Source organism: Scandinavium sp. (assembly GCF_032012665.1).
In the GTDB taxonomy this organism is placed as follows: Bacteria; Pseudomonadota; Gammaproteobacteria; order Enterobacterales; family Enterobacteriaceae; genus Scandinavium.
Map to the genome: position 1 here is coordinate 1 of NZ_DALZVG010000033.1, position 26,378 is coordinate 26,378.

General features: G+C 57.3%; 18 protein-coding genes. 13 read left to right on the forward strand and 5 right to left on the reverse strand.

Going from position 1 to position 26,378, the window contains the following annotated elements; translation table 11 throughout:
* From asd to glgP, 6 genes are all read left to right on the forward strand, one after another.
* On the forward strand, positions 1–713 hold a 713-nt coding region (gene asd / locus RTU33_RS19640), incomplete at its 5' end, for an aspartate-semialdehyde dehydrogenase (RefSeq protein WP_312629607.1).
* 248 nt (positions 714–961) lie between these two features.
* Complete coding sequence (gene glgB / locus RTU33_RS19645) at positions 962–3,148, forward strand: 1,4-alpha-glucan branching enzyme (protein ID WP_312629609.1); 2,187 nt, start codon at positions 962–964, stop codon at positions 3,146–3,148.
* Positions 3,145–5,133 (forward strand): glycogen debranching protein GlgX, encoded by a 1,989-nt coding sequence (glgX, locus tag RTU33_RS19650; protein WP_312629611.1) that lies wholly within the window; start codon positions 3,145–3,147, stop codon positions 5,131–5,133. Before glgB ends, glgX begins: the two co-directional genes overlap by 4 nt.
* 22 nt (positions 5,134–5,155) lie before the next feature.
* Complete coding sequence (gene glgC, locus RTU33_RS19655; RefSeq protein WP_312629613.1) at positions 5,156–6,439, forward strand: glucose-1-phosphate adenylyltransferase; 1,284 nt, start codon at positions 5,156–5,158, stop codon at positions 6,437–6,439.
* An 11-nt stretch (positions 6,440–6,450) separates the two neighbouring features.
* The gene (gene glgA, locus RTU33_RS19660) at positions 6,451–7,884 is read left to right on the forward strand and encodes a glycogen synthase GlgA (RefSeq protein ID WP_312629615.1); all 1,434 of its coding nucleotides are present in this window, start codon (positions 6,451–6,453) and stop codon (positions 7,882–7,884) included.
* A gap of 17 nt (positions 7,885–7,901) precedes the next feature.
* On the forward strand, positions 7,902–10,349 hold the full coding sequence (glgP, locus tag RTU33_RS19665; protein WP_312629617.1) for a glycogen phosphorylase: 2,448 nt from the start codon (positions 7,902–7,904) through the stop codon (positions 10,347–10,349).
* Positions 10,350–10,460: 111 nt separating this feature from the next.
* Here the strand turns inward: glgP and glpD are convergent, their stop codons facing one another.
* Entirely contained in the window at positions 10,461–11,969 is a 1,509-nt protein-coding gene (gene glpD / locus RTU33_RS19670; protein ID WP_312629651.1) for a glycerol-3-phosphate dehydrogenase, read from the reverse strand.
* A 233-nt stretch (positions 11,970–12,202) separates the two neighbouring features.
* On the opposite strand from glpD, the gene glpE reads away from it, so the two are divergent.
* Genes glpE through RTU33_RS19685 form a run of 3 tightly spaced genes read left to right on the forward strand, consistent with a single transcriptional unit; the run spans position 12,203 to position 14,194 of the window.
* Positions 12,203–12,529, forward strand: coding sequence for a thiosulfate sulfurtransferase GlpE (glpE, locus tag RTU33_RS19675; protein ID WP_312629619.1), 327 nt, complete (start codon positions 12,203–12,205; stop codon positions 12,527–12,529).
* A gap of 44 nt (positions 12,530–12,573) precedes the next feature.
* A complete protein-coding gene (glpG, locus tag RTU33_RS19680; RefSeq protein WP_312629621.1) occupies positions 12,574–13,404 on the forward strand; it encodes a rhomboid family intramembrane serine protease GlpG in 831 nt (276 codons plus the stop codon).
* 31 nt (positions 13,405–13,435) lie between these two features.
* A complete protein-coding gene (locus RTU33_RS19685) occupies positions 13,436–14,194 on the forward strand; it encodes a DeoR/GlpR family transcriptional regulator (RefSeq protein WP_312629623.1) in 759 nt (252 codons plus the stop codon).
* Positions 14,195–14,284: 90 nt separating this feature from the next.
* On the opposite strand, the gene malT is transcribed toward RTU33_RS19685, so the two are convergent.
* A complete protein-coding gene (malT, locus tag RTU33_RS19690; protein WP_312629625.1) occupies positions 14,285–16,990 on the reverse strand; it encodes an HTH-type transcriptional regulator MalT in 2,706 nt (901 codons plus the stop codon).
* A 570-nt stretch (positions 16,991–17,560) separates the two neighbouring features.
* On the opposite strand from malT, the gene malP reads away from it, so the two are divergent.
* Together malP and malQ are read left to right on the forward strand one after the other, a co-directional pair.
* Positions 17,561–19,951, forward strand: a complete 2,391-nt coding sequence (gene malP / locus RTU33_RS19695) for a maltodextrin phosphorylase (RefSeq protein WP_312629627.1) — start codon at positions 17,561–17,563, stop codon at positions 19,949–19,951.
* Between the two features lie 9 nt (positions 19,952–19,960).
* Entirely contained in the window at positions 19,961–22,042 is a 2,082-nt protein-coding gene (malQ, locus tag RTU33_RS19700; RefSeq protein WP_312629629.1) for a 4-alpha-glucanotransferase, read from the forward strand.
* A 152-nt stretch (positions 22,043–22,194) separates the two neighbouring features.
* On the opposite strand, the gene gntT is transcribed toward malQ, so the two are convergent.
* The 3 genes from gntT to gntX form a co-directional block, all read right to left on the reverse strand.
* On the reverse strand, positions 22,195–23,511 hold the full coding sequence (gene gntT / locus RTU33_RS19705) for a gluconate transporter (protein ID WP_312629631.1): 1,317 nt from the start codon (positions 23,509–23,511) through the stop codon (positions 22,195–22,197).
* 335 nt (positions 23,512–23,846) lie between these two features.
* The gene (gene nfuA, locus RTU33_RS19710) at positions 23,847–24,422 is read right to left on the reverse strand and encodes a Fe-S biogenesis protein NfuA (protein ID WP_312629633.1); all 576 of its coding nucleotides are present in this window, start codon (positions 24,420–24,422) and stop codon (positions 23,847–23,849) included.
* Positions 24,423–24,480: 58 nt separating this feature from the next.
* Positions 24,481–25,155, reverse strand: a complete 675-nt coding sequence (gene gntX, locus RTU33_RS19715; protein ID WP_312629635.1) for a DNA utilization protein GntX — start codon at positions 25,153–25,155, stop codon at positions 24,481–24,483.
* A gap of 38 nt (positions 25,156–25,193) precedes the next feature.
* Between gntX and bioH the strand changes: the two genes are divergently transcribed.
* A complete protein-coding gene (gene bioH, locus RTU33_RS19720; protein ID WP_312629636.1) occupies positions 25,194–25,958 on the forward strand; it encodes a pimeloyl-ACP methyl ester esterase BioH in 765 nt (254 codons plus the stop codon).
* A 133-nt stretch (positions 25,959–26,091) separates the two neighbouring features.
* Positions 26,092–26,361 carry a YdgH/BhsA/McbA-like domain containing protein gene (locus RTU33_RS19725; protein WP_312629653.1) on the forward strand — a complete coding sequence of 90 codons (270 nt, stop codon included), beginning with the start codon at positions 26,092–26,094 and terminating at the stop codon, positions 26,359–26,361.
* The last annotated feature ends 17 nt before the right edge of the window (positions 26,362–26,378 follow it).

Sequence of the window (26,378 nt, forward strand, 5' to 3'; positions counted from 1 at the left end):
TCGGCGGCAACTGCACCGTCAGCCTGATGCTGATGTCGCTGGGCGGCCTGTTCGCTAACGATCTGGTTGAGTGGGCGTCTGTGGCAACCTATCAGGCGGCCTCCGGCGGCGGCGCACGCCATATGCGTGAACTGCTGAGCCAGATGGGCGGCCTGTATAACTACGTTGCGGACGAGCTGGCGAACCCGGCTTCGGCCATTCTCGACATCGAACGCAAGGTCACCCAACTGACCCGCAGCGGCGATCTGCCGGTCGATAACTTTGGCGTACCGCTGGCCGGTAGCCTGATTCCGTGGATCGACAAACAGCTCGACAACGGCCAGAGCCGCGAAGAGTGGAAGGGCCAGGCGGAAACCAACAAAATTCTCGCAACTCGTGACGTCATCCCGGTTGACGGTCTGTGCGTGCGCATCGGCGCGCTGCGCTGCCACAGCCAGGCGTTCACCCTGAAGCTGAAAAAGGACGTGTCGGTCCAGACCATCGAAGAGATGCTGGCCGCGCACAACCCGTGGGCCAAAGTGGTGCCAAACGATCGCGAAATCACCATGCGCGAGCTGACGCCTGCGGCGGTCACCGGCACGTTGACCACGCCGGTCGGGCGTTTGCGTAAGCTGAATATGGGGCCGGAGTACCTCTCGGCCTTCACCGTCGGCGATCAGCTCCTCTGGGGCGCCGCCGAGCCGCTACGTCGCATGCTGCGACAATTAGCGTAACAAAATGAAAGAAGGGGTGCTGAGTCACCCCTTTTTTACGTCTGTCACTTTATACGTAGAACAAGGAGTCATTGCGTATGGATCAATTTTTACCAGGAGTCAGATAAAGCCTTGGCTATGCTTTAAGGGAGAGGTTTGCCCCGAAGGTGGGATGGCGCGAAAAGGAAGCGGGTTTTTACCGCGCCGTTCAGGTCAAAAAAGTCGCTACAGAGAAACAAAACAGCGACACTTATAACAGGATGAATAGCATGTCCGAACGTATCGACAGAGACGTGGTTAATGCTCTGATTGCCGGCCATTTTGCGGATCCCTTTTCCGTGCTTGGCATGCACTGCACCGAGGCGGGGCTGGAAGTCCGCGCACTGTTACCTGACGCGACCGAAGTGTGGGTCATTGAACCGAAAACCGGGCGTAAAGTCGGCCAGCTCGACTGCCTCGACTCGCGCGGTTTCTTCTGTGGCGTCATGCCGCGGCGTAAAAATCCTTTCCGCTACCAGCTGGCCGTACTCTGGCATGGGCAGCAAAATCTGATTGACGATCCTTACCGTTTTGGCCCGCTGCTGCAGGAGATGGACGCCTGGCTGCTGTCGGAAGGTACGCACCTGCGCCCCTATGAAACGCTGGGAGCACACGCCGATACGATGGATGGCGTAACGGGAACGCGCTTTTCCGTCTGGGCACCAAACGCCCGCCGCGTGTCGGTGGTCGGGCAGTTCAACTACTGGGACGGCCGCCGCCATCCGATGCGCCTGCGGGCGGAATCGGGCATCTGGGAGCTTTTTGTTCCCGGTGCGCACAACGGTCAGCTCTATAAATTCGAAATGATCGATGCCCACGGCAAGCTGCGGATCAAGGCAGACCCGTACGCCTTTGAAGCGCAGATGCGCCCTGATACGGCGTCGCTGATTTGCGGACTGCCGGAAAAAATCGAGCAGCCGGAGTCGCGTAAGCAGGCGAATAATTTCGATGCGCCCATTGCGATTTACGAAGTGCATCTTGGCTCCTGGCGCCGCCACACCGACAACAACTTCTGGCTGAGCTATCGCGAGCTGGCAGACCAGCTGGTGCCGTACGCCAAATGGATGGGCTTCACCCACCTTGAGCTGCTGCCCATTAATGAGCATCCGTTCGACGGCAGCTGGGGCTATCAGCCGACGGGGCTTTACGCGCCGACGCGCCGCTTCGGCACCCGCGAAGATTTCCGCTATTTCATTAACGCTGTGCACAACGCCGGGCTGAACGTCATCCTCGACTGGGTGCCGGGCCACTTCCCGTCAGATGACTTTGCTTTGGCGAAGTTTGACGGCACGGAGCTCTACGAGCACAGCGATCCGCGTGAAGGCTACCATCAGGACTGGAATACCCTGATTTACAACTATGGTCGCCGTGAAGTACAGAACTATCTGGTCGGCAACGCGCTGTACTGGATTGAGCGCTTCGGCATTGACGCCCTGCGCGTGGATGCGGTGGCATCGATGATCTACCGCGACTACAGCCGCAAAGCGGGTGAGTGGGTGCCGAACGAGCACGGCGGGCGCGAAAACCTGGAAGCGATAGAGTTCCTGCGCAGCACCAACCGCATTCTCGGCGAGCAGGTGCCGGGCGCGGTCAGCATGGCGGAAGAGTCGACCGATTTCCCCGGCGTTTCAAGGCCGCCGGAGATGGGGGGGCTCGGGTTCTGGTACAAGTGGAATCTGGGCTGGATGCACGACACCCTCGACTATTTCAAGCTCGATCCGGTTTATCGCCAGTACCATCATGACAAGCTGACCTTCGGCATGCTTTACAACGGCACCGAAAACTTCGTGCTGCCGTTGTCGCACGACGAAGTGGTGCACGGCAAAAAATCCCTCCTCGACAGGATGCCCGGCGACGCCTGGCAGAAGTTTGCCAACCTGCGCGCCTACTACGGCTGGCTGTACGCCTTCCCTGGCAAAAAGCTGCTGTTTATGGGCAACGAATTTGCCCAGGGCCGTGAGTGGAACCACGACACCAGCCTCGACTGGCACCTGCTGAGCGGCGGCGATAACTGGCACCACGGCGTGCAGCGCCTGGTGCGCGATCTGAACCTGACCTATCGCCATCACAAAGCGATGCATGAGCTGGATTACGATCCTTACGGCTTCGAATGGCTGGTAGTCGACGATCGCGAGCGCTCGGTGTTTATCTTTGTGCGCCGCGATCGCCAGGGCAACGAAATTATCGTCGCCAGCAACTTCACGCCGGTGCCGCGCGAGCATTATCGCTTTGGCATCAATCAGGCGGGCCGCTGGCGCGAAATCCTCAATACCGACTCCATGCACTATCACGGCAGCAATGCCGGGAACGGTGGGGCGGTTCATAGCGATGCCATCGAGAGCCACGGACGTCCGAATTCGCTCTCCATCACGCTGCCGCCGCTGTCGACCATCTGGCTGGTTCGGGAGGGGGAATGAGTAAACTCACGGCAGGGAAACCCGCGCCGCTCGGCGCAAGCTATGACGGTAAAGGCGTGAACTTCACCCTTTTCTCCGCCCATGCGGAGCGGGTTGAACTCTGTGTGTTTGACAAGCAGGGAAACGAGAGCCGTACAGATTTGCCAGCACGTACCGGTGACGTGTGGCACGGCTATCTGCCAGAGGCACGTCCGGGACTGCGCTATGGTTATCGCGTGCACGGGCCGTGGGATCCGCATCAGGGGCATCGCTACAACCCGGCGAAGCTGCTGCTAGATCCCTGCGCTCACCGCGTTGATGGCGAGGAAGTTGACGATCCCATTCTGCACAGCGGCCACGACAGCCCCGACGATCGCGACAGCGCCGCCGTTGCACCGCGCTCGGTGGTGGTGGATCTGCACTATGACTGGGAAGACGACGAGCCGCCGCGCACGCCGTGGAGCAAGACGATCATCTACGAAGCGCACGTCAAGGGGCTGACGTATCTGCACCCCGGTATTCCGAAAGACCTGGTTGGAACCTACGGAGCCCTGGCGCATCCGTTGATGATCTCTTACTTCCAAAAGCTGGGTATTACGGCGCTGGAGCTGCTGCCCGTTGCGCAGTTTGCCAGCGAGCCGCGCCTGCAAAGGCTGGGGCTTACGAACTACTGGGGCTACAACCCGCTGGCAATGTTTGCCGTCGAGCCGCGTTATGCCACGTCGCCGAAAACGGCGCTCAAGGAGTTTCGTGATGCGGTGAAGGCGCTGCATGCGGCGGGCATTGAGGTGATTCTCGACATCGTGCTGAACCACAGCGCGGAAATTGACCTCGACGGCCCGACCTTCTCCCTGCGCGGAATCGACAACCGTAGCTATTATTGGATAAGGGACGACGGCGATTACCACAACTGGACCGGCTGCGGTAACACTCTGAATCTCAGCACGCCAGGTTCGGTGGAATACGCCCGTCAGTGCCTGCGTTTCTGGGTTGATGAGTGCCACGTGGACGGTTTCCGCTTTGATTTGGCCTCGGTAATGGGGCGCACGCCGGAGTTTCGTCAGGACGCGCCGCTGTTTGAGGCAATTAAAAACGATCCTCACCTCAGCGCGGTAAAGCTGATTGCGGAACCCTGGGATATTGGTGACGGTGGCTACCAGGTCGGCAACTTCCCGCCGCTGTTTGCCGAATGGAACGATCACTTTCGCGATGCCACGCGCCGCTTCTGGCTCCAGCAAAGCCTGTCGCTTGGTGAATTTGCCCGTCGTTTTGCGGGCTCCAGCGACGTGTACCACTACAACGGACGCCTGCCGTCGGCGTCGGTAAATCTGGTGACGGCGCACGATGGTTTTACCCTGCAGGACTGCGTCAGTTTCAATCAGAAACACAATGAGGCCAACGGTGAAGAAAACCGCGACGGCACTAACAATAACCACAGTTTCAACCATGGTATAGAAGGGTTAGACGGCAGTCTCGATGTGATTGAGCGGCGACGCGCCAGCGTCCATGCCCTGCTGACCACGCTGCTTTTGTCGCAGGGGACGCCGATGTTGCTGGCCGGGGATGAACACGGTCATAGCCAGCATGGTAACAACAATGCTTATTGTCAGGACAACGCCCTCACCTGGCTCGACTGGGAAAAGGCCAATGCTGGCCTGACGGCATTTACCGCAGCACTTATTCGCCTGCGCCAGCAGATCCCGGCTTTGACCGAAGACTGCTGGTGGCAGGAGGGTGACGGTCGCGTTTGCTGGCTGAACGAGAACGCGCAGCCTCTGAGCTTTGAAGCGTGGCAGCAGGGCAGTCCCCGAATGCAAATTCTGCTTTCAGGCACCTGGCTTATCACCTTAAACGGCTCGCAGGACGTCGCAGATATGGCATTACCTGAAGGGGAGTGGCGCGCCATTCCTCCATTCGCCGGAGAGGATAATCCGGTCATCCTGGCTGTCTGGCATGGGCCCGCGCACGGAGTGTGCGTATTCGAAAAGGTCCGCTCGGACGTGTAACGAGCGAGAAAAGGAGTTAATCATGGTTAGGCTTGAAAAGAACGATCCTCTGATGTTAGCGCGCCAGTTACCGATCAAATCGGTGGCGCTGATCCTCGCTGGTGGTCGCGGAACACGACTGAAAGACCTGACCACCACCCGCGCAAAACCGGCGGTGCACTTTGGTGGCAAATTCCGCATTATCGATTTCGCCCTCTCTAACTGCATTAACTCCGGTATCCGCCGTATTGGCGTCATCACGCAGTATCAGTCCCATACGCTGGTGCAGCATATTCAGCGCGGTTGGTCGTTCTTCAGTGAAGAGATGAACGAGTTTGTCGATCTACTGCCCGCGCAGCAGCGCGTCAGCGGCGAAAACTGGTATCGCGGCACCGCCGATGCGGTCACGCAAAACCTCGACGTTATTCGCCGCTACAAGGCCGAATACATCGTGATCCTCGCCGGTGACCACATCTACAAGCAGGACTACTCGCGCATGCTTATCGATCACGTCGAAAAAGGCGCACGTTGCACCGTGGCCTGCATGCCGGTGCCCGTTGAGGAGGCAAAGGCCTTTGGCGTGATGGCGGTGGATAACGAAGAAAAGATTGTCGATTTCGTCGAAAAACCGGCGAAACCGCCGACCATGCCGGGCGATGACACCAAATCCCTCGCCAGCATGGGCATCTATATCTTTGATGCGGATTACCTTTATGAGCTGCTGGCTGAAGATGACGCCGAGGCGAACTCCAGCCACGACTTCGGCAAGGATATCATCCCGAAAATCGTGAAAGCTGGCATGGCCTATGCACATCCGTTCCCGTTGTCCTGCGTTCAGTCCGATCCTGAGGCCGAACCTTACTGGCGCGACGTGGGGACGCTGGAAGCGTACTGGAAGGCGAATCTTGATCTGGCCTCCGTTACGCCTGAGCTGGACATGTATGACCAGAACTGGCCGATTCGCACCCACATGGAATCGCTGCCGCCTGCGAAGTTTGTGCAGGACCGTTCGGGCAGTCACGGGATGACCCTGAACTCGCTGGTCTCCGGCGGATGCATCATCTCCGGCTCCGTGGTGGTGCAGTCGGTGCTGTTCCCGCGCGTGCGGATTAACTCGTTCTGTAACATTGATTCGGCAGTGTTATTGCCGGACGTCTGGGTTGGACGTTCGTGTCGCCTGCGTCGCTGCGTTATCGACCGTGCCTGCGTGATTCCGGAAGGCATGGTTATTGGGGAGAATGCGGAAGAGGACGCGCGTCGTTTCTACCGCTCTGAGGAAGGTATTGTGCTGGTCACGCGTGAAATGCTGCGCAAACTGCAGGGCTGACAGGAGCGATAATGCAGGTCTTACATGTATGTTCAGAGATGTTCCCGCTGTTGAAAACCGGCGGTCTGGCAGATGTGATTGGTGCGTTACCGGCGGCGCAAATTGCCGATGGGGTGGATACGCGCGTCTTGCTGCCCGCGTTTCCGGATCTTCGCCGCGGCGTGACGGATGCGCAGGTCGTGACCCGTCGTGACACCTTCGCCGGCCCCATTACGCTGCTGTTCGGTCGCTACAACGGGGTGGGCATCTATCTGATTGATGCCCCCCACCTTTATGACCGCCCAGGGAGCCCGTATCACGACACGAACCAGTTCGCCTACACCGACAACGTCAAGCGCTTTGCGCTGCTTGGCTGGGTGGGCGCGGAAATGGCCGTTGGGCTGGATCCCTTCTGGCGCCCGGAAATTGTGCATGCCCACGACTGGCACGCGGGGCTTGCCCCCGCGTATCTTGCGGCGCGTGGACACCCGGCAAAGTCGGTCTTTACGGTACATAACCTGGCCTATCAGGGCTTGTTTTACGCCCACCACATGAATGAGATTGACCTGCCATGGTCGTTCTACAACATGCACGGGCTTGAGTTTAACGGGCAGATTTCGTTCCTGAAGGCCGGACTCTATTACGCCGATCACATTACGGCGGTAAGCCCGACCTACGCGCGTGAAATCACCGAGCCGCAGTTCGCCTATGGCATGGAGGGCTTACTGCGCCAGCGCCATCAGGAAGGACGACTCTCCGGCATTCTGAACGGCGTGGATGCGCAGATCTGGAGCCCGGAAAACGACCTGCTGCTGGCGACGCGCTATGACCGCGAGAAGCTGGAAGAGAAGGCGGAGAACAAGCGCCAGCTGCAGATTGCGATGGGGCTGAAGGTCAATGACAAAGTGCCGCTGTTTGCGGTGGTGAGTCGACTGACCCATCAGAAGGGCCTGGATTTAGTGCTTGAGGCGCTGCCGGGGCTGCTCGAACAGGGCGGTCAGCTGGCCCTGCTGGGTGCAGGCGATCCGGTGTTGCAGGAAGGGTTCCTTGCCGCCGCAGCCGAGCATCCCGGGCAGGTTGGGGTGCAGATTGGCTATCACGAAGCCTTCTCGCACCGCATCATGGGCGGCGCGGATGTGATTCTGGTGCCATCGCGCTTTGAGCCGTGCGGCTTAACGCAGCTGTATGGCTTGAAATATGGCACGCTGCCGCTGGTGCGCCGCACCGGGGGGCTGGCGGACACCGTTTCCGATAGCTCGCTGGAAAACCTGGCTGACGGCGTCGCCAGCGGTTTTGTGTTTGAAGACAGTAATGCCTGGTCGCTGCTGAGAGCTATCCGGCGTGCTTTCGTGTTGTGGTCTCGCCCCTCGCTCTGGCGCTACGTTCAGCGCCAGGCGATGAGCATGGATTTTAGCTGGCAAGTCGCGGCGACGTCCTACCGCGAGCTTTATCAACGCTTGATGTAATCACAGGAACCATTTCTATGAATGCACCGTTTACCTATGCATCGCCGACACTCAGCGTTGAGGCACTGAAACACTCGATTGCCTATAAGCTGATGTTTACCATCGGGAAAGATCCGGCCATTGCCAACAAGCATGAATGGCTGAACGCCACGCTGTTTGCGGTGCGTGACCGTCTGGTGGAGCGCTGGCTGCGCTCTAACCGCGCCCAGCTGTCGCAGGAAGGCCGTCAGGTTTATTACCTGTCGATGGAGTTTTTGATTGGCCGCACCCTTTCCAATGCGCTGTTATCTCTCGGTATTTATGAGGATGTCAAAAACGCGCTGGAAGGGATGGGGCTTGAGCTTGAAGAGCTGATTGACGAAGAGAATGACCCTGGCCTTGGCAACGGTGGCCTGGGGCGTCTGGCGGCCTGCTTCCTTGACTCACTGGCTACGCTCGGCCTGCCGGGGCGCGGCTACGGCATCCGCTACGACTACGGCATGTTCAAGCAGAACATCGTCGACGGGCGGCAGAAGGAGTCGCCGGACTACTGGCTGGAGTACGGTAACCCGTGGGAGTTTAAGCGTCACAACACCCGCTATGCGGTTCGCTTCGGCGGACGCATTCAGCAGGAAGGCAAGAAATCCCGCTGGGTGGAAACCGAAGAGATCCTGGCGGTGGCTTACGATCAAATTATTCCAGGCTATGACACCGACGCCACCAACACGCTGCGTCTGTGGAATGCGCAGGCCAGCAGCGAAATCAACCTTGGGAAGTTCAACCAGGGCGACTACTTCGCGGCGGTGGAGGATAAAAACCACTCCGAGAACGTTTCCCGCGTCCTGTACCCGGACGACTCGACCTATTCCGGGCGCGAGCTGCGCCTGCGCCAGGAGTATTTCCTGGTTTCAGCGACCGTGCAGGATATTCTCAGTCGTCACTACCAGCAGCATAAAACCTACAGCAACCTGGCGGCTAAAATCGCCATTCACCTCAACGATACGCACCCGGTGCTGTCGATTCCTGAGCTGATGCGTTTGCTGATCGACGAACACAAGTTCAGCTGGGATGAGGCGTTCGAGGTGACCTGCCAGGTCTTCTCCTACACCAACCACACGCTGATGAGTGAAGCGCTGGAAACCTGGCCGGTGGATATGCTCGGCAAAATTCTGCCGCGCCATCTGCAAATCATCTTTGAGATCAACGATTACTTCCTGAAGACGCTTCAGGAGCAGTATCCGAATGACACCGGCCTGCTGAGCCGCACGTCGATCATTGACGAATCCAACGGCCGTCGGGTGCGCATGGCGTGGCTGGCGGTGGTGATTAGCCACAAGGTCAACGGCGTGTCGGAGCTGCACTCGAACCTGATGGTGCAGTCGCTGTTTGCGGACTTTGCGAAGATATTCCCGATGCGTTTCACCAACGTGACCAACGGCGTGACGCCGCGCCGCTGGCTGGCGCTGGCCAACCCGTCGCTTTCTGACGTGCTGGATGAAAATATTGGTCGAACCTGGCGCACCGATTTGAGCCAGCTCAGCGAACTGGAGCAGCATCTTGATTACCCGCTGGTGAATCAGGCTGTCCATCACGCCAAGCTTGAGAACAAAAAGCGGCTGGCGGAGTACATTGCCCAGCAGCTCAACGTGGTGGTGAGTCCGAAGTCATTGTTTGACGTGCAGATTAAACGTATCCACGAGTACAAGCGTCAGCTGATGAACGTGCTGCATGTGATCACCCGCTACAACCGCATCAAGGCCGATCCGAACGCCGACTGGGTGCCACGCGTAAACATCTTCGCCGGGAAAGCCGCATCGGCGTACTACATGGCGAAGCACATTATTCATCTCATCAACGATGTGGCGAAGGTCATCAATAACGACCCGCAGATTGGCGACAAGCTGAAGGTGGTGTTTATCCCGAACTACAGCGTGAGTCTGGCGCAGGTGATCATTCCGGCGGCGGATCTCTCCGAGCAGATTTCACTGGCGGGAACGGAGGCCTCTGGCACCAGTAACATGAAGTTTGCCCTCAACGGCGCGCTGACCATCGGCACGCTGGACGGCGCGAACGTCGAGATGCTGGAACACGTCGGTGCGGAGAATATCTTTATCTTCGGTAACACGGCGGAAGAGGTTGAAGCGCTGCGCGCTCAGGGCTACAAGCCGCGGGATTACTATGATAAGGATGAAGAGCTGCATCAGGTGCTGACGCAAATCGCGACTGGCCTGTTCAGCCCTGAAGAGCCGGGCCGCTACCGTGACCTGGTGGATTCGCTGATTAACTTTGGCGATCACTATCAGGTGCTGGCGGATTACCGCAGCTACGTGGACTGTCAGGACAACGTTGATGAGCTGTACCGCAACCCGGAAGAGTGGACCACCAAAGCGATGCGCAATATAGCCAACATGGGCTACTTCTCGTCGGACCGCACCATTCAGGAGTATGCGGATCACATCTGGCATATTGACCCGGTGAGGTTGTAAAAAATGCCCGGTGGCGGCTTCGCCTTACCGGGCCTACGGGATTCGCACAATGCTTTGATTATGTGGGTTTGTAGGCCCGGCAAGCATTAGCGCCGCCGGGCATTTCGTCGACTACGACGCTAACGACAGATCACGCTTTCCCGCGTGCTGTACCAGCCATTGCGCAACGCGGGATTGCTCTTCGGCATTCAGCCACATGCCCTGTTTTGTGCGACGCCAGATAGCATCGTCGAGGCGACGCACCCATTCATGTTCTACCAGATAGCGCAGCTCGGCTTCGTAAAACTCATGTCCGAAATGCTCGCCTAAATCGGTAATCTCTTTCGCCTCACCCAGAATCCATTCGCTGTTGCTGCCGTAAGTGCGGGCAAAGTGGCGCGCCATGCCTTCGCTGATAAACGGATAGCGACGGCGGAGCTTCGCCGCGTAATCGTCGCGGTCACCTTCAATCTCGCCGCCTGGCAATACCGAACCTTTCGTCCACGCCGGGCCGATGCCTTTGTAATACGGCGTCAGTTTTTCCAGCGCGTGCTCGGCGAGCTTACGGTAAGTCGTGAGCTTGCCGCCAAACACCGACAGCAGCGGCGCCTGACCGTTTACGTCGTGGATATCCAGCGTGTAGTCGCGGGTAATAGCCTGCGGGGAATCAGACTCGTCATCGCACAGCGGACGCACGCCGGAGTATGTCCAGACAATGTCATCGCGTCCAAGCTGCTTTTTAAAGTGGGCGTTATGTACCTTCAGCAGGTAGTTAATTTCGCTTTCGTCGATTTCGACATGCTTCGGATCGCCTTTGTATTCGACGTCGGTGGTGCCGATAATCGAGAACTCATCCATCCACGGAATCACAAACACGATGCGTTTATCTTCGTTTTGCAGGATGTAGGCCTGTTTCTGGGTGTGCACGCGCGGGACCACGATGTGGCTGCCTTTGATCAGGCGAATGCCGTATGGTGATGGCAGATGCATCCCGTCGTCGAAGAACTGTTTCACCCACGGGCCGGTGGCATTCACCAGGCCGCGCGCCTGCCAGCTGAATTTCTCGCCGGTATCAATGTCTTCTGCCTCGACAATCCACAGGCCGTTTTCACGGCGCGCGGAAGTGGCGCGAGTGCGGGTTAATACTTCACCGCCTTTTTTCACCACCATTTGCGCGTTAGCAAGTACCAGGCGGGCATCGTCTACCCAACAGTCGGAATATTCGAAACCGCGCACGATTTCCGGCTTCAATACTGAATCGGCGCCAAAACGCAGCCCGGCTGATCCCGGCAGGCTGGTGCGTTTGCCGAGGTGATCGTACATAAAGAGGCCGATACGAATCATCCACGCCGGGCGCAGATGCGGACGGTGCGGCAAACGAAAGCGCATCGGGAAAGCGATATGTGGCGCCATCTTCAGCAGCACTTCACGCTCGGCCAGCGCTTCGCTCACCAGGCGGAATTCGTAGTGCTCCAGGTAGCGCAGCCCGCCGTGGATGAGCTTAGAGCTGGCGCTGGAGGTGGCACAGGCTAAATCCTGCGCCTCCAGCATCAGCACGGATAAACCACGCCCTGCGGCGTCTGCCGCGATACCGGCACCGTTGATGCCACCGCCTATCACAATCAGATCTTTGGTTTCCATGCTGCGCCCTCGTGCACTTTCGTTAAAGTTCATAAATGTTCGTTATCGCTCAATATAGCAAACAAACGCGCACTTGGTAACATCAAAAAAACATTTCAGGGTGATGCGTGTAACAAATTAGCGTTTCCCTGCCTCGGCGACGTACACTACGGAGTAAAATGTTTCCCTCTCCCTGGCCCTCTTCCAAAGGGAGAGGGAAACACACCGCACAATGACAAAAGAAAGAGAGCACCATGGATCAATTTGAATGTATCAACGTAGAAGAAGCGCACCAGAAGCTGCATCAGGGGCAGGCGGTAATGGTGGATATTCGCGATCCGCAGAGCTACGCAATGGGCCACACGCCGGATGCGTTTCATCTGACTAACGATACGCTCAACGCATTTATGCAGGACGTTGATTTCGACACCCCGGTGATGGTGATGTGCTATCACGGCAACAGCAGCAAAGGCGCGGCGCAGTATCTGCTGACGCAGGGTTACGATCGGGTTTACAGCGTGGACGGCGGTTTTGACGCCTGGCATCGCCATTTCCCGGCCGAAGTGGCGCACGGGAGCTGAGCAGGTATACTGTCCCCTTTTGTGTGGAATAAGCGACGTCCCGTATGCTGATGATTACCTCTTTTACCAACCCGCGCGTCGCCCAGGCGTTTGTTGACTACATGGCAACGCAGGGCATTATCCTGACGATTCAGCAACATACCCAAACGGACGTCTGGCTTGCCGACGAAAGTCAGGCTACGCGGGTCGAGGCTGAGCTGGCCCGCTTTCTGGAGAACCCGGCCGATCCTCGCTATCTGGCTGCGAGCTGGCAGTCAGGCCACACCAATAGCGGCCTGCACTACCAGCGCTATCCTTTTCTGGCAACGCTGAAAAACAATGCCGGGCCGTTGACCTGGCTCATTCTCTGCGCCTGCATTCTGGTGTTTATTGTGATGAACGTGGCGGGCGATCAGGCGGTCATGCTGTGGCTGGCCTGGCCGTACGATGCATCTCAGCAGTTTGAATTCTGGCGCTATTTCACCCATGCCTTCATGCACTTCTCGCTGATGCATATTCTCTTCAACCTGCTATGGTGGTGGTATCTCGGCGGGATGGTGGAAAAGCGGGTTGGCAGCGGCAAACTGTTGGTGATTACGGTCATCAGTGCGCTGCTGAGCGGGTATGTACAACACAAGTTCAGCGGCCCGTGGTTCGGCGGTTTGTCGGGCGTGGTATACGCCCTGATGGGCTATGCATGGCTACGAGGTGAGCGCGATCCGCAAAGCGGCATTTACCTCCAGCGCGGTCTGATTATTTTCTCGCTGCTGTGGCTGGTGGTCGGCTGGCTGGATCTTTTCGGGATGTCGATTGCCAATGGCGCTCACGTCGCGGGCCTGGCCGTCGGGCTGGTGATGGCGTTCGCCGACACGCAGAATGTGCGAAAACGAACATAGCTATTGATTTAACGGATTCCAGGGATCTTGCATGAAACAAACACAACGTCATGACGCGATTATTGAACTGGTAAAAAAACAGGGTTATGTCAGCACGGAAGAGCTGGTGGAGCAGTTTTCCGTCAGCCCGCAAACCATTCGCCGCGATCTCAACGACCTCGCCGAACAGAAGATGATCCTGCGCCATCACGGCGGCGCGGCGCTGCCATCGAGCGCGGTCAACACCTCGTGGCAGGACAGGCGAACGACGCAGGCGGCGGAGAAAGAGCGAATTGCCCGCAAAGTGGCAAGCCAGATCCCCAACGGTGCCGCGCTGTTTATTGATATTGGCACCACGCCGGAAGCGGTGGCGCACGCGCTGCTGGAGCATTCGGATCTGCGTATCGTCACCAATAATCTCAATGTCGCCAATACGCTAATGGCGAAAGAGGATTTCCGCGTGATTCTGGCAGGCGGCGAGCTGCGCAGCCGCGATGGCGGCATTATCGGCGAAGCTACCCTCGATTTTATCTCCCAGTTCCGCCTGGACTACGGCATTCTCGGCATCAGCGGGATCGACAGCGACGGCTCGCTGCTGGAGTTTGACTATCACGAAGTGCGCACCAAACGGGCGATCATTGAAAACTCGCGCCACGTGATGCTGGTGGTGGATCACTCCAAGTTTGGCCGGAACGCGATGGTGAACATGGGCAGCATTAGCATGGTTGACGCGGTGTACACCGACGTGATGCCGCCTGCGGGCGTGATGCAGGTGATTGCAGAGAATAATATTCAGCTGGAGCTGTGCTGATTAACAGAATGTCGGGTGGCGGCTACGCCTTACCCGACCTGGCGTGAGCAGGCCCGGCAAGCGCAGCGCCGCCGGGCAATGCCTTAAGAATTAAACCCCATATCCCATCATTTTCAGCAGCTGTTGGGCATGCTGTACGGCATCCTGACGGTGGGCCACGCCGAGTTTCTGATACAGGTTACGGATATGCGTCTTAATGGTTGTGGCGGCCACGTCCAGCTCGCCTGCAATCTGATCGTTGCTGTAGCCGGAATAAATTAGCCCCAGGACCTGCCACTCGCGCTGAGTCAGCGGGCTGGTGCGAATCAGCTCCGGCACTTCCGGATGCGTTAACAGCCGTTCGACGAAGTTTTCGTCAAAATGCGCAAACTTATGCCGGTGATGCTGGTTGATCTCACGCAGAATGCGCTGGGCGCGATGCTGCTCCAGCTCCGGTAACGTGTTGAGCTGCAGCAGCTGACGCAGCTGCTGTGCCATCGCCTCGCCTTCAATCACAAAGTGGCTGATAAACCCGGTGCGGTTGGAAAGCGTTAGCGCCTCTATCAGTGCGAGCTGGGCGTCATTCTTCCTGTCTGCCTGCCAGTAGAGCTGGTTAAGCAGCAGCAGGTTGCGGTTGAGATCGCTCATCAGCCGCAGCGAGCGGGCGTTCTCATTCAGTTCTTCCAGCACCATTTCCGCCGACTCAAATTCGCCGAGCAGGATCTGTGCACGGGCAATGTTGCGCCACTGGCTTTGCAGGAAGTGGTTGTTGGCGAAGGCGGGTTTTGGCGTCTGGCGCAGCCAGTTGGCGGCGGATTTCTTATCGCCAATCATCTGCCAGTAAATCACCCGTACCTTATCGGCGTTGGACACCCAGTCGCTGTGGTACTGGCCGTTGCCGAGCAGGTTTTCCAGTCTATTCAGGTGGTTGCGGGCGTTATCAAGATCGCCACGCGCCAGTGAGCTTTGTACCAGCAGCGCCAGGCACTGCAGCTGCTGCTGTGGCTGATAGGTGGCGAGCACGTCCATACCATGGCGCGCACTCAGCTCCGCTTCATCAAGACGAGCCCAGGCCCAGAGTAGCTGTGCGCGGATGCGCAGCAGGAATTCGTGCATTGGCAGCTGTTCGAGATGCTGCTCGCGAATGAGCTGGAACGCTTTTTCCTGAGTTTCCCAGGCGGCCTGCAGGAAGCCCTGCGCGAACAGGATTTCGCTTTGTTGAATCAGACTCCAGAGCGCGTAATGCCATACTTCATGGCGGCGCGCCATCTGCTCGGTTTGCTGCATGACCGCCAGAGATTTGCTGAGCTTGCCCTGGCAGTGCAGGACTTCGCCGTGAACGGAGGTCGCGACAATACGGCTGTAGAAGCTGGCGAGCGGCAGTTCATCGAGAGCGACCATGGCAAGACGTTCAGCTTCTTCAGCATCGCCGTCGTTAATGGCCACCTGTGCGCGCAGGGCATTGAAATCGCCGTGCAGGGTAGCATCCATCTCGCCGCTGACTTCTTCTTCCACGCGAGCGAGCAGGGTATTTACCTCGCTGTAGCGGTGCTGACTTTGCATCAGCCAGGCCTGCAACAGCACCAGCCGTGGGTTTTCCAGCAGGCTGTCCCACGGCAGGGCCGCCAGCGACTCTTCAAGCAGCGTCAGCTCGCTATGGTGGAACAGGCCCCAGGCATGATTAAGCAGGATATCGCGCAGCATGCTGGCGTCACCCGCCGACAGCGCGTGATGAATGGCTTCGCTCGGGAAGCCCTGCGCCATCCAGCTTTCCGCGGCGGCGCGATGGATATCCGGTAGTTCAGTCGCCAGCTCCCACTGACAGCGCTGGCGCAGGAAGCTACCGAACAGCGGGTGGAAGCTGAACCATTCGCCGGTGTTGTCCATGCGTTGCAGGAACAGACCCTGGCGTTCGATCTCTTCGAGCCGCATCTGGCCGTTCTCTTCGTTGGTAACCCGAACGATCAGCGCATCGTTCATTGAACGCAGCAGCGAGCTTTTCAGCAGGAAATGGCGGGTGGGAAGATCAACGTTATCCAGCACTTCATCCACCAGATAATCGGAGAGATGGCTGGCGTTGATGCCCGAGAGGCGACGTGCGGAGTGATGCGCAGCGCTGGTGTTTTGCCGCGCGGAGAGCGCAATCAGCTGAAGCGCGGTGGCCCAGCCCGCGACGTCGTCGCATATCCTGCTGCTTTCAGTGGCTTCAATCGGGGAAGTCAGGCGACAGTCAAAAAACTGCTTCGCTTCCTGATGGTTAAACGCCAGCTGCTGGCTGCCGATTTCCAGCAGCTCATCGCGCACCCGTAAATTAGCGATGCCAAGCTGTGGCAGGTTGCGCGACAGGACGACCAGCGTCATGTTTTCCGGCTGATGTCGCAGGAAGAAGCGCATGGCGTCGTGGATGACCGGGTTCGTGATGAGATGGTAGTCATCAATCACCAGCAGCAGCGGACGCTGCCAGGTGTTAAGCTCGATAAACAGCTGTGCAAACAGCGAGGTGAGGCTGGCGTATTGTCGCTTCTGCACCATGGTTTCGCTGGCGGCACAATGACCGTCCGTTGCCTGCTGGATTGCGGCAATCAGATAGCTGGCAAAACGTTCCTGCTGGTTATCCCCCTCATCGAGAGAAAACCATCCCAGATCGCTTTTCCCTGCTGCCCACTGTGAAATGAGTGTGGTTTTTCCGTAACCTGCCGGGCTGGTTACCAGCGCGAGACGGTAATTGTTCGCGCCGGAAAGTTTCGCCAGTAGCCGGTCGCGAACCACGGTGTGTTCAAGACGGACGGGACGACTTAATTTAGACGGAATCAACATAGGATTATCACTTCACTGTGCGAGTAAGAGTTTGTTTTTTTTCGCGCTTCGTAATTAATGTCTGTTAAGGTCAGGCATATGCTTAATTATTGCAAGTTATGTCCGATTTTTATGCTTATGATTTTGCACTCTGTCACAAATATCAATGAAGCATAAACGGTATCGCTGAAACCGGTGCCAGTGCGCATGAATGCTGGTTTCGTGAAATTGTTAAAGTGTGCGTTTCATCTATTTTTTAGGAACACGCAGAATCTTATTTTTCTTTTTTTCAGCAAAACATTTGTCGGTAAATACGCTTTTCAAATGAAAGGGATTCACGAATTGTTATTACGCGTAAGTAATGATTTCCCCGCCTTCCTGTATTTTACAAAACGTCTTTTCAATTTCACTTACGGGACGGGTATAAAGTGAGCAGAAACGCCGTTAACGGCTAACGTTATAGTGGCAACGATCACACTTTTTGCTCATCCCTGCTACTCCTCCCCGGCTAATCCCTGGCGGGATGAGGACGGTAAACAGGCTCCCCGGCACACTAGCGCCAACGTTTTAGCTAACAGGACTGGAATCCTTATGTCACAGCCGACCTTCGATAAAGCACAGTTTCAGGCAGCCCTGACGCGTCAGTGGCAGCGTATTGGCCTGCAGGCCGCAAACGACATGACCCCACATCAGTGGTGGCAGGCGGTGAGTGGTGCGTTGGCCGAACTGCTGGCGGCTCAACCGGTAGCGAAGCCGGAAAAAGGGCTGCGCCACGTGAACTACATTTCAATGGAGTTCCTGATTGGTCGTCTGACCGGTAATAACCTGCTGAACCTCGGCTGGTATCAGGAAGTGAGCGACGTGCTGAAGGCGCATGATGTTTCCCTGACGGACCTACTGGAACAGGAGCGTGACCCCGGGCTTGGAAATGGCGGTCTGGGGCGTCTGGCGGCCTGTTTCCTCGATTCGATGGCGACAGTTGGACAGGCAGGCATTGGCTATGGCCTCAATTATCAGTACGGCCTGTTCCGTCAGACCTTTGAGGACGGCCAGCAAATCGAAGCGCCGGACGACTGGCACCGCGGCAGCTATCCGTGGTTCCGCCACAATGAAGCGCTGGATGTGCAGGTCGGTATCGGCGGCAAAGTGGTAAAAGGTGACTGGCAGCCTGCGTTCACGATGGTCGGTCAGGCCTGGGATTTGCCGGTGCTCGGCTACCGCAACGGCGTGGCGCAGCCGCTGCGCCTGTGGCAGGCGACCCACGCGCATCCGTTCAACCTGACCAAATTCAACGACGGCGATTTCCTGCGTGCCGAACAGCAGGGCATCGATGCCGACAAGCTGACCAAAGTGCTTTACCCGAACGACAACCATCTGGCGGGTAAAAAGCTGCGCCTGATGCAGCAGTATTTCCAGTGTGCCTGCTCGGTAGCGGATATTCTGCATCGCCATCATCTGGCGGGCCGCAAGCTGGCGGAGTTGCCAAAGTTCGAAGTCATTCAGCTTAACGATACTCACCCGACTATTGCCATTCCTGAACTGCTGCGCGTGCTGCTCGATGAGCACCAGCTAAGCTGGGACGACGCCTGGGCCATCACCAGCAAAACCTTCGCCTACACCAACCACACCCTGATGCCGGAAGCGCTTGAGTGCTGGGATGAGAAGCTGGTGAAGGTGCTGCTGCCGCGCCATATGCAGATCATCAACGAAATCAACAAGCGCTTTAAAGTGCTGGTCGACAAAACCTGGCCGGGTGACGAAGCCGTTTGGGCGAAACTGGCGGTGGTGCACGATAAACAAGTACGTATGGCGAACATGTGTGTGGTGAGCGGCTTTGCAGTGAACGGCGTGGCCGCGCTGCACTCCGATCTGGTGGTGAAAGATCTGTTCCCGGAATATCACCAGCTTTGGCCGAACAAGTTCCACAACGTCACCAACGGCATCACGCCGCGCCGCTGGATTAAACAATGTAACCCGCAGCTTGCCGCATTGTTCGACAAGACGCTGAAAAAAGAGTGGGCCAACGATCTCGACCAGCTGATTAAGCTTGAAAAACACGCCGACGATGCGAAGTTCCGCAAAACCTGGCGCGACATTAAGCTTGCCAACAAGCAGCGCCTGGCGGCGTTTGTGAAGCAGCGCACCGGTATTGATATCAACCCGGAAGCCATTTTCGATATTCAGATTAAACGCCTGCACGAGTACAAACGCCAGCACCTGAACCTGCTGCATATTCTCGCGCTTTACAAAGAGATCCGCGAGAACCCGAAAGCGGATCGCGTACCGCGCGTGTTCCTGTTTGGCGCGAAAGCCGCACCGGGCTATTACCTGGCAAAAAACATCATTTTTGCCATCAACAAAGTGGCGGAAGCGATCAATAACGATCCGAAGGTGGGTGACAAGCTGAAGGTGGTGTTCCTGCCGGACTACTGCGTATCGGCGGCAGAGCTGCTGATCCCGGCGGCGGATGTCTCCGAGCAGATTTCAACGGCGGGGAAAGAAGCCTCCGGCACCGGCAACATGAAGCTCGCGCTGAACGGCGCCCTGACGGTCGGCACGCTCGACGGTGCTAACGTCGAAATCGCTGAGCAGGTTGGCGATGAGAACATCTTCATCTTCGGCCATACCGTGGAAGAGGTTAAGGCGCTGAAAGCTAAAGGCTACGACCCGGTGAAATGGCGCAAGAAGGACAAAGTGCTGGATGCGGTGCTGAAGGAGCTGGAAAGCGGTAAATACAGCGGCGGCGACAAGCACGCGTTTGACCAGATGCTGCACAGCATCGGTAAGCAGGGCGGCGACCCGTATCTGGTGCTGGCGGACTTCGCGGCCTACGTGGAAGCGCAGAAGCAGGTGGACGTGCTGTACCGTGACCAGGAAGCCTGGACCCGCGCGGCGATCCTCAACAGCGCGCGCTGCGGTATGTTCAGCTCGGACCGTTCAATCCGCGATTATCAGAGCCGCATCTGGCAGGCAAAACGTTAAGGGAGCGCTATGGAGAGCAAACGTCTGGACGCTGCCGCGCAGGCGGCGGGCATCAGTCCAAGCTACATTAATGCCCACGGCAAACCACAGTCTATTGGTGCTGACACCAAGCGGCGTTTGCTGGATGCAATGCATCACACGGCTACGAAAGTGGCCGTCACGCCAGTCCCGAACGTGCAGGTGTTCACGCACGGTAAGAAAATGTCCCTGCCAGTTGAAGGCAGCGGCGCGTTTCAATGGATGCTGACGACCGAAGAGGGTGCGCAGCATCAGGGGAATGCGACGGCAGGCAAAGCGCTGAATTTACCTTCGCGTCTTCCCGAGGGTTATCACACTCTGACGCTGACGCAGAGCGACCATCGCTGGCATTGCCGGGTGATTATTGCCCCCGAACGTTGCTACGAGCCGCAGGCACTGAAGCAGGGGAAAAAGCTGTGGGGCAGCTGTGTTCAGCTCTACACCCTGCGTTCCAAAAATAACTGGGGCATCGGCGATTTCGGCGATCTGCAGGCGATGCTACCGGAAATCGCCCGTCGCGGCGGGTCGTTTATCGGTCTGAACCCGATTCATGCGCTTTACCCGGCGAACCCGGAGAGCGCCAGCCCGTATAGCCCGTCTTCCCGCCGCTGGCTGAACGTGATTTATATCGACGTGACTGCGGTGGAAGATTTTAACCTCAGCAAAGAGGCGCAGGCGTGGTGGAAGCTATCCACCACACAGCAAGCGCTAAAATCGGTACGCGATGCTGAATGGGTCGACTATGCGACCGTTACCGCGCTGAAAATGACCGCGCTGCGCATGGCGTGGAAAGGTTTCTCGAAGCGTGATGACGACCGGATGGCGGCGTTTCGCCAGTTCGCGCTCAACGGGGGCGAAAGCCTGTACTGGCAGGCGGCGTTTGATGCCCTGCACGCGTATCAGGTGAAAGAGGACGAAATGCGCTGGGGCTGGCCGGCCTGGCCGGAGGCATACCAGACTATCGACAGTCCGGAAGTGAAGGCGTTTTGCCAGAAGCATGCAGACGAAGTGGATTTCTTCCTCTGGCTGCAATGGCTGGCGTATTGCCAGTTCGCGGCCTGCTGGAACGTCTGTCAGCAGCACGAAATGCCGATTGGCCTGTATCGTGACCTGGCGGTAGGCGTCGCTGAGGGCGGTTCCGAGACCTGGTGCGATCGCGAACTCTATTGCCTGAAGGCCTCCGTGGGGGCACCGCCGGATATTCTGGGGCCGCTGGGGCAAAACTGGGGCCTGCCTCCGATGGATCCGCACATCATTGCCGCGCGAGCCTACGAACCCTTTATCGAGTTGCTGCGCGCCAATATGCAAAACTGCGGCGCGCTGCGTATCGACCACGTGATGTCGGTCCTGCGCCTGTGGTGGATCCCATACGGCGAAACGGCGGATCACGGTGCTTATGTGCACTATCCGGTAGAAGATCTGCTGTCGATTCTGGCGCTGGAGAGTAAGCGTCACCAGTGCATGGTAATCGGCGAAGATCTGGGGACGGTGCCGGTAGAAATCGTCGGCAAATTGCGCAAAAGCGGCGTGTACTCTTACAAGGTGCTCTATTTCGAAAGCGATCATGAGAAGACCTTCCGCGCGCCAAAGGCGTATCCGGAACAGTCGATGGCGGTTGCCACTACTCACGATCTGCCCACGCTGCGTGGCTACTGGGAAAGCGGCGATTTGACGCTTGGCAAAACGCTGGGCTTGTACCCTGACGAGGTGATTCTGTGCGGCCTGTATCAGGATCGTGAACTGGCGAAACAAGGGCTGCTGGACGCCCTGCATAACTATGGCTGTCTGCCAAAGCGTGCCGGACATAAGGCGTCGCTGATGAGCATGACCAGCACGCTGAGCCGTGGGATGCAGCGCTATATTGCCGACAGCCATAGCGCGCTGCTTGGCCTGCAGCCGGAAGACTGGCTGGATATGGCTGCCCCGGTGAACATCCCGGGCACCAGCTATCAGTACAAAAACTGGCGGCGCAAGCTCTCCACTTCGCTTGAGGCGATGTTTGCCGATGAAACCGTGAACAAGCTGATCAAGGATCTGGATAAGCGCAGGAAAGCCGCGGGGAAACAGAAGTAAAACGAGCCTGGGGGCGCTTTGCCCGCAAGGCTCGTTCATTTATTTTGCCGGATGGCGGTGTAAACACCTTATCCGGCCTACAAAATTTACCCATCCCTCAGGCCTGATTTGTAGGCCAGGTAAGGCATCAGCCGTCACCTGGCAATCAGCGCTTAAACCACCATGCCGAGCAGCAGACAGCCGATGAGGCCGCAGACGGAGATAATGGTTTCCAGCATCGACCAGGATTTGATGGTCTCGCCGATAGTCAGGTTGAAGTACTCTTTGAACAGCCAGAAGCCCGGATCGTTCACGTGAGAGAAGATAACGCTGCCGGAGCCGACAGCGATAACCATCAGCTCAGGGCTGACGCCGGTCGTGGCGATAAGCGGTGCTACGATACCACCCGCCGTGATCGCCGCCACCGTCGCTGAACCGAGTGCGATACGCAGAACAGCAGCAATCGACCAGGCCATGAAGATGGGGGAGACGTTGGTTTCATGCATCATGGAGGCGATGTATTTATCCACGCCGCTGTCGACCAGAACCTGCTTGAAGGCGCCGCCGCCGCCGATGATCAGCAGCATCATCGCAATGATTTTAATCGCTGAAGTCAGAGTATCGTTAATCTGATCCATAGAGCGACCGCGGTTCAGACCAAAGGTGAACAGGGCAATCAGCACCGCGATGAGCGTTGCCATGACCGGGTCGCCAAGGAATTCCGCTACCGGCAGGAAGGCGTGGCCTTGTGGCAGCACCATTTCTGCAATGGCACGCATCGCCATCAGCACTACCGGCACCAGGGAAGTCCAGACGCTGACGCCGAAGCTCGGCATCTCTTCTTCCGTAAAGGTCTTCGCGTTGTAGAGGCCTTCCGGGATCGGCTTGTCAATGCCCTTCAGGCAGCGGGCAAATACCGGCCCGGCGAGGATCACGGTCGGGATGGCCAGAATAGTGCCGAACAGCAGGGTTTTCCCCATATCAGCGTGGAAGATGGTGGCAATAGCGGTTGGGCCCGGATGCGGCGGCAGGAAGCCGTGGGTCACGGAGAGTGCAGCCGCCATCGGCACGCCGACATACAGCAGCGGAATATTGGCCGCAGCGGCAATGGTGAACACCAGAGGCAGCATCAGCACAAAGCCCACTTCATAGAACAGCGCAAAGCCAACGGTGAAGCCGGTTAACACCACGGCCCACTGAATGTGCTTTTTACCAAACTTCGCGATAAGCGTCGTGGCGATGCGCTGAGCGCCGCCGCAGTCTGCCAGCATTTTGCCGAGCATTGCGCCGAAGCCCATGATCAGCGCCAGGCTGCCGAGCGTACCGCCCACGCCGGTTTTGATAGAGCCGATGACTTTAACTAACGGCATGCCCTGCATCAGACCGACTGCAAGCGCGACCAGTACCAGAGCGATAAATCCGTTCAGCTTGAAGCGGATCATCAGGAGCAGTAATAACGCAACACCGATAGCGACAATGACTAATGGCATGATTTATCTGACCTTTTATTTGTTATGGGTAACGTTGTAATGCCAACGTTTCTGTTAGCTTTTTCCTGGCCGGGAACAGAGATATTACGGCACTGTGAACGTTGAGGGTTTTCCTGAACCAGGATAGCTGACCTTAATTATGGCAGCAGTGCTTGCCGGTGATGATACGGGTAACATTGCCGGAATGAGAATCACCTGAAGTGTGAAAATTTCAATTGTGAGACTTAAGTCATACTCTTTGGGTGGGAATGGCAGGGTAAGGGCAGAAGAACGTGAGGATTATCGGCGCGTGCGTGGGGGAGGAAATATCGGCCCGACGAGCGGGCCGGAGGAAATCAGTAGTAGGAGTGCTCGCCGCGCTGGTGTTCGGTCAGATCGCGAACACCTTTCAGCTCAGGAAATTCGTTCAGCAGCTGCTTCTCGATCCCTTCTTTCAGCGTCACGTCTACCATTGAACAACCGTTACAGCCGCCGCCAAACTGCAGAATGGCGAGGCCGTCTTCGGTGATTTCCATCAGCGATACGCGACCGCCGTGGCCGGCGAGCTGAGGGTTAATCTGCGACTGCAGCAGATATTCCACGCGTTCCATTAGCGGCGCATCGTCAGAGACTTTACGCATTTTGGCGTTCGGCGCTTTCAGCGTCAGCTGGGAACCTAACTGATCGGTCACAAAGTCGATTTCCGCATCATCCAGATAGGGCGCGCTTAGCTCATCGACATACGCGGTCAGCAGGTCAAATTTCAGGGCAGTGTCACTGGCTTCCACCGCATCCGGCGGGCAGTAAGATACGCCACATTCAGCATTTGGGGTGCCCGGGTTAATCACAAATACGCGGATTTGTGTCCCTTCTTCCTGATTTGCCAGCAGTTTGGCAAAGTGCGCTTGTGCAGCATCGGAAATACGGATCATAGCTTTGGCCTAATAGTTGACTACTTTAGTCGGTTATAATACGCCCATCACAGAGGGTCTACAAGGTGCGACACAGGCACCATACCTGAACTGACGCCGCGCCGTTTCGCAAAAGCAGGCGGGAAAGTTCGGCTACGGTACTGCCGGTCGTGACGACATCGTCCACCAGAGCGATATGGAGCCCTGCCACCGGGAATTCAAGCTGAAACGCATTTTTCAGGTTCTGTTTGCGCCGCTTCGCCGAAAGCTGGTGCTGGGTGGCCGTGGGCCGGATACGGCGGATTGCTTCACGGGCATAATGAATTGCCAGCCAGCGGGCAAGCGGGCGACACAGCTCATCGGCCTGGTTGTAGCCTCGTCGCCAGCGGCGCTTTTGCCAGAGCGGTACGGCAATCAGCAAATCCGGTTTGGGTCGCCGTTGCGTCTGCTTCAGGCGCAACAGCAGCAGTCGGGCAAGCGCCTTCGCCAGCTCAGGGTGATTGTTAAACTTCCACCTTTGCACCAGTAGCGAAAGCGGAGCAACGTAATCATTCACCGTGACCAGCCACTGCCACGGCGGTTCATGGCGCAGGCAACGCCCGCAGGGCATTTTGCTGTGAGCCGCGGGCAGCCCGCACTGGGGGCAAAGGGACAGGCAAGGGCTAACGGCACGGGTGCAGCGGGAGCAGAGACCCCAGTGTGGGAGCTTCAGCGGCATTTGGCATAGCCAGCATAAGCCGTGGGCTGTTAGCATGTTTTCCCTCCTGATTCGAAGAATGAGAACAATAACGGATGAAAGACATCTGGTGGCAAACCAAAGGCGAAGGAAAGAGTCATCTTGTGCTGCTGCACGGATGGGGGCTGAACGCGGAGGTGTGGGATTGCATAACGCCGGAACTGAGCTCGCATTTCACGCTACATCTGGTGGACTTGCCGGGCTTCGGGCGAAGCACTGGTTTTGGGGCGTTATCTCTTGAAGAGATGACCCGTCTGGTTCTGGCGAAAGCCCCCGAAAAAGCGATATGGCTAGGCTGGAGCCTCGGAGGGCTGGTTGCGAGCCAGGCAGCGCTGACGGCACCCGATCGCGTGCAGGCGCTGGTTACCGTCGCGTCGTCCCCGTGCTTTACCGCTCACGATAACTGGCCGGGCATCAAGCCTGATGTGCTGTCGGGTTTTCAGCGCCAGCTTAGCGAAGATTTTCAGCGCACGGTGGAGCGTTTTCTGGCCTTGCAAACGCTGGGAACCGAAAGTGCCCGGCAGGACGCCCGCAGGTTGAAAAGTGCCGTGCTGGCACTGCCAATGCCTTCGGTGGAGGTGCTGAATGGTGGGCTGGAGATCCTGAAAACCGCCGACCTGCGTGAGGCATTAAGCGGCCTGACGTTGCCGTTCCTGCGGCTCTATGGTCACTTTGACGGGCTGGTGCCGCGAAGGGTGGTCCCGCTGCTTGACGAGCTGTGGCCTCAGAGCCGTTCAATCGTTTTTCCTAAAGCGGCGCATGCCCCATTTATTTCGCATTCGTCCCTCTTTGTTAATTCATTGTTAACCTTAACATCATAGAAAATCTGAATTTTTCCTTCTCAGTTGGCAAAAGTCTGCATCCTCAACAATACTCATTTCAGGTTGCGGCAGGTTGCCTGCCGAACTGGATGCAGGTATGAAATGACCAATAAAATCTATGGAGAGTATGGCTATGAAACTTGTTAAGGGTATTGTTACTGCTCTGGTTATGGGATCGATCTCTTTTGGTGCATTTGCCGCAAAGGAGATTCAGAAGGACGATGTAGCCAAAATGAACCTGACTAAAATTGGTTCAATCACGACGTCCAGAACAACCTCGCCGATGGATGCGAAGAGAGATCTGTCGAAGAAAGCCGATGAGCTGGGCGGCCAATATTTTGTCGTCATTGCTGGCGAAAAGAATGAGAAAACCGTTCACGCGAACGCCGACGTTTACAAATAAGTCAGCGAGCACAGATA